The 15,247-nt window shown below is 59.7% G+C and carries 16 protein-coding genes; 7 read left to right on the forward strand and 9 right to left on the reverse strand.

Annotation, left to right across the window (positions count from 1 at the left end):
- Window positions 1–107 precede the first annotated feature (107 nt).
- A complete protein-coding gene (locus GQF02_RS13335; RefSeq protein WP_160797793.1) occupies window positions 108–2,474 on the forward strand; it encodes a penicillin-binding protein 1A in 2,367 nt (788 codons plus the stop codon).
- Window positions 2,475–2,519: 45 nt separating this feature from the next.
- On the opposite strand, the gene arsC is transcribed toward GQF02_RS13335, so the two are convergent.
- Window positions 2,520–2,873, reverse strand: a complete 354-nt coding sequence (gene arsC / locus GQF02_RS13340) for an arsenate reductase (glutaredoxin) (RefSeq protein ID WP_124735964.1) — start codon at window positions 2,871–2,873, stop codon at window positions 2,520–2,522.
- Between the two features lie 67 nt (window positions 2,874–2,940).
- Between arsC and GQF02_RS13345 the strand changes: the two genes are divergently transcribed.
- On the forward strand, window positions 2,941–4,155 hold the full coding sequence (locus GQF02_RS13345; RefSeq protein ID WP_160797795.1) for a multidrug effflux MFS transporter: 1,215 nt from the start codon (window positions 2,941–2,943) through the stop codon (window positions 4,153–4,155).
- 5 nt (window positions 4,156–4,160) lie between these two features.
- Here the strand turns inward: GQF02_RS13345 and ybaK are convergent, their stop codons facing one another.
- From ybaK to GQF02_RS13360, 3 genes are all read right to left on the reverse strand, one after another.
- Complete coding sequence (ybaK, locus tag GQF02_RS13350; RefSeq protein WP_160797798.1) at window positions 4,161–4,643, reverse strand: Cys-tRNA(Pro) deacylase; 483 nt, start codon at window positions 4,641–4,643, stop codon at window positions 4,161–4,163.
- A 65-nt stretch (window positions 4,644–4,708) separates the two neighbouring features.
- Window positions 4,709–5,626: a TIGR01212 family radical SAM protein gene (locus GQF02_RS13355; RefSeq protein ID WP_160797800.1), complete on the reverse strand. Its 918-nt coding sequence runs from the start codon at window positions 5,624–5,626 to the stop codon at window positions 4,709–4,711.
- A gap of 246 nt (window positions 5,627–5,872) precedes the next feature.
- Window positions 5,873–6,055 (reverse strand): protein MIGRI, encoded by a 183-nt coding sequence (locus tag GQF02_RS13360; protein WP_124735968.1) that lies wholly within the window; start codon window positions 6,053–6,055, stop codon window positions 5,873–5,875.
- 120 nt (window positions 6,056–6,175) lie between these two features.
- Here GQF02_RS13360 and metX point away from each other — a divergent pair, with 120 nt between their 5' ends.
- From metX to GQF02_RS13380, 4 genes are all read left to right on the forward strand, one after another.
- Window positions 6,176–7,318 carry a homoserine O-succinyltransferase MetX gene (metX, locus tag GQF02_RS13365; protein ID WP_124735969.1) on the forward strand — a complete coding sequence of 381 codons (1,143 nt, stop codon included), beginning with the start codon at window positions 6,176–6,178 and terminating at the stop codon, window positions 7,316–7,318.
- A complete protein-coding gene (gene metW / locus GQF02_RS13370) occupies window positions 7,315–7,908 on the forward strand; it encodes a methionine biosynthesis protein MetW (RefSeq protein WP_160797802.1) in 594 nt (197 codons plus the stop codon). Before metX ends, metW begins: the two co-directional genes overlap by 4 nt.
- Before the next feature lie 96 nt (window positions 7,909–8,004).
- Complete coding sequence (locus tag GQF02_RS13375; RefSeq protein WP_124735971.1) at window positions 8,005–9,264, forward strand: AmpG family muropeptide MFS transporter; 1,260 nt, start codon at window positions 8,005–8,007, stop codon at window positions 9,262–9,264.
- A 35-nt stretch (window positions 9,265–9,299) separates the two neighbouring features.
- Window positions 9,300–9,710 (forward strand): MliC family protein, encoded by a 411-nt coding sequence (locus tag GQF02_RS13380; RefSeq protein ID WP_220789475.1) that lies wholly within the window; start codon window positions 9,300–9,302, stop codon window positions 9,708–9,710.
- Window positions 9,711–9,899: 189 nt separating this feature from the next.
- Here the strand turns inward: GQF02_RS13380 and wrbA are convergent, their stop codons facing one another.
- On the reverse strand, window positions 9,900–10,493 hold the full coding sequence (wrbA, locus tag GQF02_RS13385; RefSeq protein WP_160797806.1) for an NAD(P)H:quinone oxidoreductase: 594 nt from the start codon (window positions 10,491–10,493) through the stop codon (window positions 9,900–9,902).
- A 55-nt stretch (window positions 10,494–10,548) separates the two neighbouring features.
- Between wrbA and GQF02_RS13390 the strand changes: the two genes are divergently transcribed.
- Window positions 10,549–11,754 (forward strand): YihY family inner membrane protein, encoded by a 1,206-nt coding sequence (locus GQF02_RS13390; protein ID WP_160797809.1) that lies wholly within the window; start codon window positions 10,549–10,551, stop codon window positions 11,752–11,754.
- On the opposite strand, the gene GQF02_RS13395 is transcribed toward GQF02_RS13390, so the two are convergent.
- From GQF02_RS13395 to GQF02_RS15850, 4 genes are all read right to left on the reverse strand, one after another.
- Window positions 11,700–12,518, reverse strand: coding sequence for a DUF3025 domain-containing protein (locus GQF02_RS13395; protein ID WP_160797811.1), 819 nt, complete (start codon window positions 12,516–12,518; stop codon window positions 11,700–11,702). The genes GQF02_RS13390 and GQF02_RS13395 overlap by 55 nt on opposite strands.
- Before the next feature lie 83 nt (window positions 12,519–12,601).
- Window positions 12,602–13,372, reverse strand: coding sequence for a DUF4396 domain-containing protein (locus GQF02_RS13400; protein ID WP_160797813.1), 771 nt, complete (start codon window positions 13,370–13,372; stop codon window positions 12,602–12,604).
- A gap of 163 nt (window positions 13,373–13,535) precedes the next feature.
- Complete coding sequence (locus GQF02_RS13405; RefSeq protein WP_124735977.1) at window positions 13,536–13,739, reverse strand: cold-shock protein; 204 nt, start codon at window positions 13,737–13,739, stop codon at window positions 13,536–13,538.
- Window positions 13,740–14,885: 1,146 nt separating this feature from the next.
- Window positions 14,886–15,247, reverse strand: a 362-nt coding sequence (locus GQF02_RS15850; RefSeq protein WP_220789476.1) for a hypothetical protein, incomplete at its 5' end; no start/stop codon positions are given.

Raw genomic sequence — 15,247 nt, forward strand, 5'->3', positions numbered from 1 at the left:
GTAGCCGCCTCCCTTTAATAATGACCAATTATTCTTAAGTGCGGAACTTTGCCAGCGCTTCCGGGTAAAACGGTATAATCAGGGCTCGATTTTTCTTTCGAACCATTATGTTGCTGCGAATCCTGAAGCTTGTGCTGGGCTCCATACTCGGTATCACGACACTTGCGGTCGGTGTGCTGGCTGTTGCCATTCTTGTCACCTGGCCGCGTTTGCCCAATCTGGACATCCTGACCGATTACCGCCCCAAGATCCCGCTGCGCGTCTATGCCGCCGACGGTGCGCTGATTGGTGAATTCGGTGAAGAGCGCCGCTCGTTCTCCCGTATTCACGACGTGCCGCCGCTGATGCGCCAGGCGCTGCTATCCGCTGAGGATGAACGCTTTTACCAGCATGGTGGTGTAGATTATGTCGGTGTTCTTAGAGCTGCGCTAGGAAATATAGTATCTGGGCATACGCGGTCCGGTGCAAGCACCATTACCATGCAAGTGGCTAAAAACTTCTTCTTATCAAGTGAAAAGACTTTTAGTAGGAAGTTTAATGAAGCGCTGCTGGCATTCAAGATCGAACATACCCTGTCCAAGGACCAGATTCTCGAGCTGTATCTGAACCAGATCTATCTCGGGCAGCGCGCCTACGGTTTTTCGGCCGCCTCGCAAGCCTATTTCGGCAAGCCTTTGAATGAGTTAAGCGTGGCGCAATTTGCCATGCTGGCCGGCTTGCCCAAGGCGCCTTCCTCGTACAACCCGGTTGCCAATCCCGAGCGTGCCCGTTTGCGCCAGCTGTATGTTTTGCGTCGCATGCATGAGCTGGGTCATATCTCGACAGCCCAGCTGGAGGCGGCCAAGGCCGAGCCGCTGGGCTTGGCCAAGCCTGCACGTGACACCGGCGTGCCGGCGCAGTTTGTGGCGGAAATGGTACGTCAGGACATGTACCAGAAGTATAAGGATGCGGCTTATACCGAAGGCTTCCGTGTTTACACCACCATCGATAGCCGCAACCAGCGCTGGGCTTTTGACTCGCTGCGTGCCGGGCTGATGGATTACGACCGGCGTCTGGGCTATCGCGGGCCTGAGTCGTTTGTCGATCTGGGGGCGATGACCGAAGACCGGGATGAGGCGCTGGATGAGGCGTTGTCGTCGATTCGCGACAGTGGCGAGCTTGAGCCAGGCGTGGTGTTGTCTGCGTCACCGTCGGAAGTAAAGGTTTACTTGCGCGGCAGCCGTTTTGCTACGGTCAAGGGGCCGGGCTTGTCGTTTGCTCGACGCGCCCTGTCCAGCAAGCTGACGCCGGCACAGCAGATACGGCCGGGTGCCGTGGTGCGTATCCAGCCCAACCCGAAAGGCTATTGGGAAATCGCCCAGATGCCCGAGGTGGAGGGGGCCTTTGTTTCGATGGATCCGCGCACCGGTGCCATCAAGTCGCTGGTCGGGGGCTTTGATTTCAACCGCCGCAGCTTTAACCACGTGACGCAGGCATGGCGCCAGCCGGGCTCGACTTTCAAGCCCTTTATCTATTCGGCTGGTCTGGATCGCGGCTTTACTGCATCAACCCTGATTAACGATGCGCCCTTGTCGATAGACCCGGCCAGCATCGGGGGGCAGCGCTGGGAACCCAAAAACGACGATAACCGTTACGCCGGCATGATTTCGATGCGCCGTGCCCTGGCCTTGTCCAAAAATATGGTATCCATCCGCATCCTGCAGGCGGTAGGTACCGACTACGGCCAGCAATATGCGCAGCGTTTCGGTTTTTCGGCCAAGAATAACCCTGCCTATCTGACCATGGCGCTGGGTGCCGGTCTGGTGACGCCCTTGCAGATGGCCGAGGGCTATTCGGTGTTTGCCAATGGTGGCTACCGTACCCGTGCCTATTTCATCGACCGCATTGAAGACCTGAATGGTCGCGTGATTGCGCGTACCGCGCCGGCGGTGGCCGGACAGGGGGCGACCCAGGTGATCGATCCGCGTAATGCTTTTATTACCAGCAGTCTGCTGCGCGATGTGATCCGCTTTGGTACCGCCAACCGCGCCATGAGCCTGGGGCGTTCCGATCTGGCGGGGAAAACCGGTACCACCAATGATTTCCGTGATGCCTGGTTTGCCGGTTTTAGTCCGAATCTGGTGGCGGTGACCTGGGTGGGCTATGACCAGCCGCGCAGTCTGGGGCGCTTCGGTTATGGCGGGACGGCCGCCTTGCCGATCTGGACCAACTATATGGCCAATGCACTCAAGGGGCAGCCTGAAGTCGACCTGCCGCCGCCCGAGGGTATTGTGGTGAGGCCTGGAGCCGGTCTGCGCGGGGGGGACGAGTACTATATGGAAGAGTTCCAGCGCACCAACCCCGAACTGCAGATCAATAACCGCGGTTCGGTGCCGGGTGCGGCCAAGCCTGCCGAAGAGGAAGCGGCGGTGCCGGTGGCGCCTCCGGATGCGGCGCAGGATGCGGTGGAGAATGTTAAGGAATTGCTGTTCTGAGTGTGCGGGCAGCGCCCCAGTTTGAGGGGCGCTGCCCGTTTTTCGTCAAGCCTGGGTGAGCAGGCTCAATACATTCTGTGGCGGGCGGCCGATCACGGCGCGCTGCTCGCACTGTGCGATGGGGCGCTCGATCAGTATCGGGTTGTCGTGCATGGCGGCGATCAGCTGCCGGCGCTCCAGTGCGATATCGTCCAGATACAGCATCTGGTATTCCTCTTCATGGCGGCGCATCAGCTGGCGCGGCTCCAGTTCCAGCAAGCTTAGCAATTGGTCCAGCTCTTCAATGCTGGGGGTTTGCTTCAGATATTCGATGACTTCGATTTGAGCGCCTGCATCCTGCAATAGCTGCAGTGCTTCGCGCGACTTGGAGCAGCGCGGGTTGTGGTAAAGGCGGATCATGCCGTCTCCTTCGTTTCTTGGGTAACGGAAAACCGCACCCTGTTTGTGACTCTATCCGGAATACAGCATGCCATCATCTGCCACCAAGCGCCACGGGGCACTCGCTTTCTTGTTGGCGGCGCTATCCACGGTCGGCCCGTTTTCCATCGACACCTTTTTGCCGGCCATGCATGCCATCGGTGACGCATTGGGCGTGGACGCGATAGAAATCCAGCAGGCACTGACGGTGTATCTGCTGTGTTACGCCTTTATGATGCTGTGGCACGGCGCCATTTCCGATGCGGTAGGGCGGCGCCGTGTCTTGCTGGTGTCGACTTTATTGTTTGGCGTGGCATCGGTGGGCTGTGCGCTGGCACCCAATCTGGGCACGCTGCTGCTGTTTCGCGCCTTGCAGGGCTTGTGTGGCGGGGCGGGGCTGGTAGTGGGACGGGCGATTATCCGCGACTGCCTGGACGGGGCCGCAGCGCAGCGCCTGATGTCGCAGGTGACCATGCTGTTTTCGCTGTCACCGGCGCTTGCACCGGTAGTGGGCGGTTTTCTGTATGGCGGTTTTGGCTGGCGTTCGATTTTCGTGTTTATGGCACTGATCGGTTTCGGCCTGTTTGCCATGAGCTGGTTTGCCTTGCCGGAAACCCATCCGCCGGAAAAGCGCCAGGCTTTGCGCTTTTCCACGATGTGGCAGGCGTATCTGACTGTGCTTGGCAAGCGCGAATTCCAGTTGCTGGCCGCGGCCGTGTCATGCAACTTCGCCGGCTTCTTCCTGTATATCCCGTCGGCACCGGTGTTTTTAATGCGCCATCTGGGGCTGGGGCCGGACGAGTTTTTGTGGATGTTCGGCCCAGCCGTTGGCGGCATCATGCTGGGCGCTTTCCTGTCGGGCAAGATGGCCGGGCGGCGCGGCGCGCGCGAGCTGGTGTCCCTTGCCTACTGGATGATGTTTATTGCTGCCGCCGCCAATCTGGCAGTGTGCCTGTGGCTGCCGGCCGGCGTGCCGCAAAGCGTATTGCCCCTGATGCTGTACACCACAGGCATGTCGCTGGCGTCGCCTTCCATCACCCTGACCCTGATGGACCAGTTTCCCGAACTGCGCGGCACGGTGTCTTCCCTGCAGGGCTTCACCCAGACCATGCTGGCCAGTATCGTTGCCGGCGTGGTGTCGCCCCTGGTATGGGGCAGCCCGCTGATGCTGGCGCTGACCATGACGGCCTTTTTGACGCTGGGTTTTTCCTTCCGTTACGCCTACCGGCTGCGTGTCGGCCGCGCCTCCTGCCTTGAACGCTAAAAAGGTCAGGCGGCGGCCTCGACCAGTGTCGCGTTCAATACCTTGACCACATCGGCAGGGTCTATCCCTATCAGATAGCCGCGCTTGCCGCCATTGATATAGATGCGCGGCAAATCGGCGATGCTGGCCTGCATATAAACCGGCATGGCGTGGCGCGTGCCGAAGGGGCTGGTGCCGCCAACCTGATAGCCGCTGTGTTTGTCGGCGGTTTTGGGGTCGCACGGCATGACTTTTTTCACGCCTATGGCGCGTGCCAGCAGGCCGGTCGCCACTTCGCGGTCGCCATGCATCAGCACGATCAGCGGTTTTTTGTGTTCGTCTTCCATCACCAGCGTTTTTACGACGCAATGCTCGTCTACGCCCAGTTCCTGCGCCGACACACGTGTGCCGCCGCGCTCTTCGTATTTATACAGATGGTCGCTAAAGGTGATGCCGTGCTCGCGCAGCAGTCGTACCGCCTGGGTCACCGGAGTTTTGTCCTTGGCCATGGTGCTCTTTATCGATAAAAAACCATGCTAGCTTAGAGTCGCTCCGGCTGCCGGTAAAGCCCGGCTTACACATGCCATGGCTGTCCTAGTGCGCTGCCTTGCCCTCCGTGGCGTGCCAGGTTGTCGGCAATGGCCTGCATCGCCAGCCAGCGCGGCGCGCACCAGTCAGGAGCGATCAGCGTTGGCGCTTGCGCGGTGGCCGAGACGCGGTGATAGACCACATGTGCGGGCGTCGCGCGAATCAGATCGGCCGCCAGTGCCGCATAGTCGTCCAGCGGCATCGGCATGACTTCGCGTCGCTGGTATTGCGCCGCCATGCGGCTGCCCTTCACGATCATCAGCGGGTGCAACTTGAGGCCTTCGACGCCGATGTCGAGTACGGTCTTTAGTGTGCTGTGGATATCGGCATGGCTTTCGCCGGGCAGACCTGCAATCAGATGGGTGCAGACCTTGAGTCCGCGCTGATGCGCGCGCGCCACCGCATCGCGGTAGTCGGCCAGCGTGTGGCCGCGGCGTATGGCTTCCTGAGTCTTGTCGTGCGCGCTTTGCAGACCCAGCTCCAGCCAGACCTCCATGCCTTGCGCCTGATAGCCGGCCAGCAGGTCCAGTGCCGCATCCGGTACGCAGTCGGGACGGGTGCCGACACACAAGCCGACGATATCGGACTGGGTGGCGGCCTCGTCATAGAGTGCTTTCAGGGTTTCGACTTCGGCATAGGTGCTGGTATAGGCCTGAAAATAGGCCAGATAGCGCCGTGCGCGGTCGGTGCGGACTTTTTCGCGGGCGATCTGTTCGCTGATGGAGAGAATGCCGGCATCGCGGCCGAAGCTTTTTACATTGCAAAAGGTGCAGCCGCCACGGCCCAGCGTGCCGTCGCGGTTGGGGCAGGTGAAGTCGCCGGCGAGCGACAGCTTGTGCACGCGTTCGCCGAAGCGTGCCTTGAGGTAATGGCCGAAGGTGTGGACGTAGTGATCGAGTTGCATGGCGGCCGGAAAAAACCGCACAGCTTAACAGCCCGGAAAAAATGAATCCCTGTGCTGGATCAAAGACTTGGGTGTGGATGGCTTTCCGCTTCCGCCCTGGGTCTTAGAACCTGTTCACGATCTGCTGCGCATCAGCGATACGGCGTTGAAAACGGTTTCGAAATGCTCATGTACCACCTGTACATTCCGCTTTCTCAGCCGTTTTCGCCTTGTCTCGCCCTCGCTCGCGAGAGCGTGAACACGCTCTTATAAGCGGTGCCAGCCAAACAGATACAGCACACCGAAGATGGCCGAGCTGATCACCAGGGCCTGTGCGAGGATGAGGACCCATTCGCGCAGGGTCTTTTTCTGGCTGCGGTCAAACAGCCAGCGATAGGCTGCATACAGCACAAAGCACAGAACGAAAAATTTGAACAGGCGACCGAACATGGCTAAGGCGGGGGATATGGGTGCTCATTATTGCTTTGTACTTGACGCTTACGCAAGTCTGCCCAAACGATATAATGGCTGACCGCTTACATGGCGATTTTTTCGAGGCCGCAATCACCCATGTCCGTTACTTCCTCTTCTGTCGGGATAGTCAGTGCCCAGTATGCGGCGTTTGATACTCCGCTTGCGCTTGCCTGCGGGGCCGTACTGCCGGCTTATCAGCTGGCATTCGAGACCTATGGCACGCTGAATGCAGCCAAAAGCAACGCCATCCTGATCTGCCACGCCTTGTCCGGCCACCACCATGTGGCCGGGCGTTATAGCGAGTCCGACAAGAGTGCCGGCTGGTGGGACAATATGATAGGGCCGGGCAAGCCTATCGATACCGAGCGCTTCTTCGTGGTCGGGGTCAATAATCTGGGCGGCTGCCATGGCTCGACTGGCCCGTCCTCGATCAATCCGGCCAGTGGCCAGCCCTGGGGGGCGGACTTTCCCATGGTGACGGTGGCGGACTGGGTGATCGCGCAGGCACGGCTGGCCGACCGGCTGGGCATCGAGCGCTGGGCGGCGGTGATAGGCGGCAGTCTGGGCGGCATGCAGGCACTGGACTGGAGCATACGTTTCCCCGAGCGCATCGCTCATGCGCTGGTGATCGCCTCGGCGCCCAAGCTGTCGGCGCAGAATATTGCCTTTAATGATGTGGCGCGCCAGGCCATCCTCACCGACCCCGAGTTTCATGGCGGCAACTTTTACGGCCAGGGCGTGTTGCCGCGTCGCGGCCTGCGCCTGGCGCGCATGCTGGGCCATATCACCTATCTGTCGGATGACGGCATGGGCGAGAAATTCGGCCGCATGTTGCGCTCGGGCGAATACCAGTTCGGCTTCGATGTCGAATTCGAGATCGAGTCTTATCTGCGCTATCAGGGCGACAAATTCTCCGACAGCTTCGATGCCAATACCTATTTGCTGATGACCAAGGCGCTGGATTATTTTGATCCGGCGCGCGAATACGGTGGCGATCTGGTCAAGGCCTTGCAGCGTGCCAGCGCCGGTTTTCTGGTGGCCAGCTTTACTTCGGACTGGCGCTTCTCGCCCGAGCGCTCGCGCGAGACGGTCAAGGCGCTGGTCGCCGCCGGACGGCGCGTCAGTTATGCCGAGATCGAGTCGGCACACGGCCACGACGCCTTTTTGATGCTGGACCCCCCTTATGTAGAGTTGATGCGTGCCTATCTGGGCCGTGTTGCTGCGGAGATAAGCGCATGAGTGCCCCTGCCTTGCGACCGGATCTGGCGCTGGTCGCCGACTGGATCAAACCTTCTTCGCGCGTGCTCGATCTGGGCTGCGGCTCGGGCGAATTGCTGGCTCACTTGCAGCAGAGCAAGCAGGTGAGCGGCTATGGTGTCGACTTTGCCGTCGACAATGTGGTGCGCTGCGTTGAGGCCGGCATCAATGTGCTGCAGGCCGACCTGGAGGCGGGCCTGGCCGAGTTCGGCGATGCCAGCTTCGATGTGGTGGTGCTGTCGCAGACCATACAGGCGATGTTGCACACCGAGCAGATCCTGATCGAGATGCTGCGCGTCGGGCGCGAAGCCATCGTCACCTTCCCCAATTTCGGCTACTGGGGCAACCGCTGGCAGATTATGCGCGGGCGGATGCCGGTGTCGGAAACCATGCCTTACCAGTGGTACAACACGCCGAACATCCACTGGTGCATGCTGGGGGATTTCGAAGCGCTGTGTGCCAAGAACGGCATACGCGTGCTGGAGCGGGTGGTGATGGACAAGGGGCGGCGCATCGATTTCATGCCCAATCTGCTGGGCAGCCTGGCGTTTTACCGCGTCAGCCGGCAATAAAGGCCGGGCCGGCATGTCGGGCAGCGGGGGCGTGGCGTAGAATGCCCGCTTTGCTGCTCTGCCCCTCTACCCCGATTGAAAAGGCTGTCCCCGCTTATGACTGACGCACCCACCGACTGGAAGCATGAGATCCTGTCGCGCAAGATGCTGATTTGCGTCTTTACCGGTTTTGCCTCCGGCCTGCCTCTGTATCTGCTGATCAATCTGCTGCCGGCCTGGCTCAGAAGCGAGGGCATAGACCTCAAGGCCATCGGCCTGTTTGCCTTGATCCAGTTGCCGTTTACCTGGAAATTCGTCTGGGCGCCGCTGATGGACCGCTTCACGCCGCCGCTGTTTGGCCGGCGCCGTGGCTGGATGCTGCTGACCCAGTGCGCACTTTTATTGTCGATGATGGGCTTCGGCCTGTTCTCGCCGCAGCAGGATCTGATGACTATTGCGGCGCTGGCGCTGGGGGTGTCGTTCTTTTCCGCCAGCCAGGATGTGGTGATTGATGCCTTCCGGCGCGAGATTTTGTCCGACCGCGAACTGGGTTTGGGCAATACCATCCATATCAATGCCTATCGCCTGTCCAGCCTGATTCCGGGCTCGCTGGCGCTGATTCTGGCCGACCATCTGCCATGGGCGCAGGTGTTTGTAATTACCGCCGTGTTTATGTTGCCCGGCATTGCCATGACGCTGATGGTAAGCGAGCCTGCGCTGGCGGCCGCCACCCCCAAGACCTTGCGCGAGGCGGTGGTCGAGCCGTTTCACGAGTTTATCGGGCGTAGCGGCGTCAAGGGCGCGCTGCTGATTCTGGGTTTCATCTTTCTCTACAAGCTGGGTGACAGCATGGCCACCGCGCTGGCGACGCCGTTTTATATGGACATGGGGTTTTCCAAGTCCGAGATCGGGCTGGTCGCCAAGCATGCCGGGCTGTGGCCGGCGGTGATTGGCGGCTTGCTGGGTGGTGCCTGGATGATCAAGCTGGGCATCAACCGCGCCTTGTGGGTATTCGGCGTAGTGCAAGTGCTGTCGATTCTGGGCTTTGCCTGGCTGGCGATGCATGGCCGCTTTGCCGAGGTTGGCGCGGCGGAGCTGTCCAGCCTTGCGCTGGTGATCGGTTTCGAAGCGCTGGGCGTCGGCTTGGGCACGGCGGCGTTTGTCGCCTTTATCGCGCGCACCACGCACCCGGCTTACACCGCCACCCAGTTTGCGCTGTTTACCAGCCTCGCCGCCGTGCCGCGCACGGTGGCCAATGCCGGCACCGGCTATCTGGTCGACAGCCTGGGCTGGACGATGTTTTTCCTGATTTGTACCGTATTGGCGCTGCCGGGCATGGCTTTGCTGCACAAGGTCGCGCCATGGAAGGAGGCATAAGCGTGAGATCACCGCTTGCTGTTTTAGGGTTGCTGATGAGTGGCATGGCATGGGCCGATGCCAGTGCCGTGCAAGCGTCGATGCCGGCGCTGGAGAGCAGTGCGCCGCTGGCAGTACCTGCTGCGCCGGTCGTCGCCATCCCGGAGGCGCCGAAGCCCGCCCCGGTAGTCGAACCCGCCTTGGGTTCGGTGCCTTTTCGGGTCGACTACCGCTGTGCGGGTGCGCAACAGATTAGTGTGCTGTATCCGGCCTATGCCGATGCAGACTCGCAGCCTATCCGCCTGCGCTGGAAGGGGTATAAGTACCGCTTGAGCCTGGCAGTGAGCGGCAGCGGGGCACGCTACGCCAGCAGCCAGCTGGTGTGGTGGACCAAGGGCGATAGCGCATTTTTGAGCACGCGCGGCGGCCGGATGCTGGTGCGCCAGTGTGTGGCGCAGCCGAACTAGGCTGTGGTGTTAGCCGCAGCACGGCGGCTAGGGATGGCCTGCCATATTGATGCATACGGCCTGACAGCGAAAAGCGTGCCTGTCCGGCCATCACCTCGCATCCGTTCTCCGGGTTGATGCGCTCCTGTTTGCTGCCTTGGCGTGCTCGCGCATGCTGCAGGCTTTGAGTTGGCAGATGCCGGTTGAAGCTTAGGCTGCCAGTTTTTTTGCCATCTCGGCTAGGCGTTTGCCCTGCGCCAGCGCCAGCTTGCGTTCGGCTTCGCTGATGGCATGATCATTCTTTAGTCCCGATACATGGCTGACACCATAAGGCGTACCGCCGCTTAAGGTGGCGGCCAGTTCAGGCTCGGTATAGGGCAGGCCCAGCAGCACCATGCCGTGATGAAAAAGCGGAATCATCATCGAGGTGAGCGTGGTCTCTTGTCCGCCGTGCATGGACGCTGTGCTTGTGAAGACGCAGGCCGGCTTGCCGGCCAGGGTGCCGGCCATCCATTCGGCGCTGGTGCTGTCGATAAAATATTTCATCGCGCCAGCCATATTGCCGAAACGGGTCGGGCTGCCCAGTGCAAGGCCTATGCATTCGGCCAGATCGGCGCGCTCGACATAGGGCGCACCGGCGTCCGGTACCGCCGCCTTGGTGGCTTCGCATACCGTCGATACCTTGGGGACGGTGCGCAAGCGTGCGCGGCAGCCGTCTACACTGTCGATACCGCGTGCGATCAGGCGCGCCAGTTCGCGGGTTGCGCCGTGCTGGCTGTAATAAAGCACCAGGATATCCTGCATTGTGTCTCCGAAAATCGTTACCATGAGTTATGGCAGCATCTTACACTTGGAAACCATGACTTTCCCACGTCCTGAAGCACTGTTCGGCTTCATCCGCTTTACGCTGACGCGCATGGCTCGTTTGCGCCTGCCGCAAGTAGCCGGCAGTCTGACCTTTACCACGCTGCTGGCGCTGGTGCCCTTGCTGACGATTGCGCTGACGGTCTTTTCCGCCTTTCCGGCTTTTTCCGAATACAGCACCCGCTTCAAGGTACTGCTGCTGACCACCTTGGTGCCGGAATTTGCCGGTAAGGTGATTACCGTTTATATGCGCCAGTTTACCGAGAATGCCGCCGGGCTGACGCTGTTCGGCGTGATCTTTCTGGGGGCGACTTCCATCATGCTGATGGCGACGGTGGAGCGCACCTTTAATGCGATCTGGAGCGTCAACAAGCCGAGACCCTTGCTGCAGCAGACCATGATCTACTGGATGGTGTTGTCGCTGGGGCCCATCTTGCTGGGCGGCGGCCTGCTGGCCTGGCGCTGGCTATTCAAGGTCACGCGTTTCGAGCGGGTGTCGCTGCTGCTGGATCAGTCGATCCAGGTGGCAGGCTCCATTTTGCTGACGACGCTGGTGTTGACCCTGTTGCTGCGTATCGTGCCTAACCGCTTTGTGCCCTTGAAACATGCCGCGCTGGGCGGCACGCTTACCGCCATTTTGCTGGAGGCGGTGCGTGCGCTGTTCGGCTTTTATATCGGCGAGATGGGGTCATACCAGACGATCTATGGTGCGTTTGCCAGTATCCCGATTTTCCTGCTGTGGCTGTATCTGCTGTGGATGGTCTTGCTGGTCGGGGCCAGCTTTACCGCTTCGCTGTCTTACTGGCAGGGTCAGGCATGGCGGCGGCGCAATGAGCCGCGCCGGCGTTTTCTGGATGCGCTGGAGGTGATGGTCTTGCTGGATGCGGCACAAGAGCGCGGCAAGCCGGTCAGCCCGCAGGCATTGCGAGGCGAAGTCGCGGTTGGCTACGACGAGCTGGGGCGGGTGCTGGAGCGCCTGTCCAGCGTAGGCATGGTGCTGGCCACCCAGTCCGGTGACTGGGCGCTGGGACGCAAGCTCTCGACCATCAACCTGGCCGAGCTGTTCCGTCTGTTTGTCTATCGCGGCGATGTCGAGGATGATGCGCTGGCCGAGGAGGTTGACCGCGTATTCCAGCCCTTTGTCGATCAGCTGGAAAGTACCACGCTGGCCGACTTTGCCCTGCGCGTGGCGCGGAAATAAGCGGCATCCTGATAAAAAACCGGATCACGGTTGGCTTCCCACCAGTTGGGAATGCCCAGTAGCGGCAGGGGCGGCATCTGGCGCGGGCTATGCAGCCAGTCGTCCTTGTCCAGTGCGGCGGCAAGCCTTGCATCCAGCGCCGCCAGTTGCGCGCTTTGAGGCAGACCAAAAAAATCGGCATCGACCTCGACCAGCAGCGCCTTGGCGCACCAGCCCGGGTGCGGAGCCAGCGCCTGCTCGAAGACAGCATGTCCCAGTACCAGCGGGACGATTTCCCGCCCCCAGGCTGCGCGGTTTTCGACAAACAGCGTTTGCCAGTCCATGTCATCCAGCGCCGCGAGCAGATCGGGGCGGCAGCTGGCGACAATCACACCGCACTCGTCCAGCAAGGTCGCCGCATCCCTGAGCGGCCCGCGCTTGACCTCGCCGCGTTCGATTGCGCGCACATGGCGTGCATTAAGCGCAGTCTTGCTCTGTGGCCAGATCAGCCAGCACAAGGCATTAAACCAGTCGTGCCAGTTTTCGCTGCGGGTCGGGACTTCGCCGGTGCTGCCGATATGCATCTCGTAATAGGCTTCCGGCTCAAGGTCGCAGGCAAAACGCAGTGTCGGCGGCAGCGTGATGCCGCTATGGCGGGCGCTGGCCAGCAGTTGGTCATAGTCTTGCTGCGTGGGCCAAGCCTGCAGTGTTGCCGTGAGTGCACTCAGGCTGTCCAGCGTGGAGAAAAACGGGGCGGGGGCGTGCGGGAAGGAAATGGAGCTCATGCCGGGCAATTCGGGTATGCGGGCCATTATTTTAAAGCAAGTCGCTGCGCCGGGGGCGGCTTGTTGCCGGCGCAGCATGGGGCTTACATGGTGGTCTTGATGCCGGCGCGAACCAGAAACCAGTTCATCGGATAGGCGGTGATAAAGCCACAAGCCATGGCGATCTGCATCATCAGCCAGAAGATCGGTTCTGAGGGATGCATCGGGCCGATCAGCCAGAAAATGGCGAAGGCCATCCAGCCATACATGCCGACTTGCCATGCACTGAGCGACAGGAAGTCGACCTTGAGTGCACGCCACCATAGTGCGGCACCTTGTTGCGGTACCATGCCGATCAGGCCTCCGTACTGGAAGCTTACGCCGATAGCCAGCGCCAGCAGATAGTCCAGTGCCCATTCGCCGAAAACGGGGCTGCCCCATAGCAAAAAAGGCATCAAGAGAAACAGCCAGGGGCCGATCAGGTCGGCTAGGGAGCAGCCTGCGCCGCAATGCAGGGTGCCGGCGGTGGTGCTCTGCCAGAACGGCTTTTTAGCTCCCATGTCCATGTGTCCCATCTTCATGGCACCCATATCCATGCTCATCTTCATATTGTGTTCGCCTGCGGGCATGTTCATCTTCATGGCGTGAACAGATGTGATGCGGGGTTTGCTGCCATTGCCGATATGGCGGTAGGCCCAGATGGCGAGTGGTCCGGCCCACAGTGCATTGACTGGCCAGACCCAGTTCATGATGGCCATCATGGGGGCGGGGCGGTGGCGCTGGTCAAGCAGGATATAGATAAAACAGGCGAGACCCAGTGCGAGAGTGAACAGGGCAAGCGGGTGAAGCCAGGCGGGTAGATGTTGGATAGGCATGGCAGAAACTCATGTTTGCAAGTCTCTATCTATAGCCTGATTGCTTTGGATTTTTTTATGAGGTGTGGAGTGACATTGGCTTTTGCACGCATCTTCATGCGCATTGCCCATACAAAAAGCCCCGCAAAGCGGGGCTTTTTCTAGACAACAAATCCGGGCCGAATTACAGCGGCTGGATGTTGGTTGCCTGTGGACCTTTTTGGCCCATGCCGGATACGTAGCTAACCTTCTGACCTTCGGCCAGCGACTTGAAGCCGTCAGCGCGGATTTCGGAGAAGTGTGCAAACAGGTCGTTGCCGCCTGCATCAGGAGTGATGAAGCCGAAGCCTTTTGCGTCGTTGAACCACTTAACGGTACCGGTTTCCATGAGGAATTCCTTTAAAACAAATCTGTAGAAATGGGCCTAAGCCCGAATGCGCAATAATCAAGGAAGACCGAGTGGAACAATGGAGTACCGCAATAAAGAGGAACAACTCTGATACTTGAATCTACTACTTGAAGATCTTGCGGAGACCTTTATACGCACCTTGTCCCGGTCGGTCAAATGGTTTTGTGAAAATAATTTCAGCTAAGCTATGGCCAGTTTTACGCCGGCCATAGCCATGCGCCGCTAAGTACTTGTTTGGCTTGGGGTGGGGTGCCATGGGTTTTTGTGTACTGGCCTGCGGTATCAGAGCCAGTAGGGCAGTTGCTTGGGGGCTGTTGCTTCTATCTGCCAACAAAAAACCCGCAAAGCCTGGTGCTGTGCGGGTTTATGGGGTGTCTTGCCACTTTGTCTAACGTCGTTGGTGCCCCGGCGGGAATCGAAGTGTGGCCTGCAAGCCACAGCCCGTAAGGGTTTGTATTTTTCACGTTCCAAATATACCCCCAAATATACCCCCAAGCTTGTCTTGCTACCCTATGAAACCACAGAAAATCCGTTTCCATGGGCAGGGTCTGGGGGCTGCCTCAGGCCACTAGCGAAGCTCACGCCAGTCGGTCATACGGAGCTTCTGTTATGCAATCTTCTGTCAGGGTATAAGGATACTTCTCTCTGCTCACGATCTCCCTACCTTGGTGCTCCATTCTTGACCCCCCCCATCTTCAAAAAGTGCCGCCATAAAAATTCGTAGTTAGGCACGCGGTTCCGACCGTTTTTGCTCAGACATCCGACCCACCCCTACCCATCGTCCAACTCAAACCAAAGCGCTCCCGCTGCCGATCTTTTTTACATCCTAACGGCGCACAAACCACCCGTACGCCAAAAAACAGGCGGTGACAGCGGTGACGCGGTGACATTGTTGTTTCTAAAGGGTTTTTAGGCGGTGACAAAATCGGGTGTCACTGCCTGATAGGCGGTGACAGGGCAAAAAACGGCAAAATTAGCGCTATTTTGCACGCTTAAAACCATCTACTTTAAAGCCTGAATTCGCCCTTGTTTACCATGGCTTTGCATTCCTTATTTACCTCTATGTCCTACCGCCTGTTGCACTGGCGGCGCGTGCTTACTTCATGGTCTTGCAGGGTGTGGTGGTCACTGAATGGTGATCTGGTCGTGGCCTTGGTCGCCACTGGTTCGGGCATGGGCAAGGCGCTTGCCGGTGGCTAGCGTGGTCGGTATTGGGGCGTGTGGGGCACGGACTGGTAGTCTGGCTGTGGCCTTGGCTGTCACCAGCGTGGGCGCTGGACGGTGGTCTGTTGCACTGGCGGCGCGTGCTGGCTTCATGGTCTTGTAGGGTGTGGTGGTCACTGGCTGGTGATTCGGCTTGTTACCAACTCGGGCAAGGGTAAAGTGCTCGCCGGTGGCAGGCGTGGCTGGTGCTGGGGCGTGTTGGTCACGGGCTGGTGATCTGGTCGTGGCCTTGGCCGTCACCGGATCGGGCGCTGGAAAGCGGG

Origin of the sequence: Craterilacuibacter sinensis, assembly GCF_009831765.1 — a bacterium.
GTDB classification, from domain to species: domain Bacteria; phylum Pseudomonadota; class Gammaproteobacteria; order Burkholderiales; family Chromobacteriaceae; genus Craterilacuibacter; species Craterilacuibacter sinensis.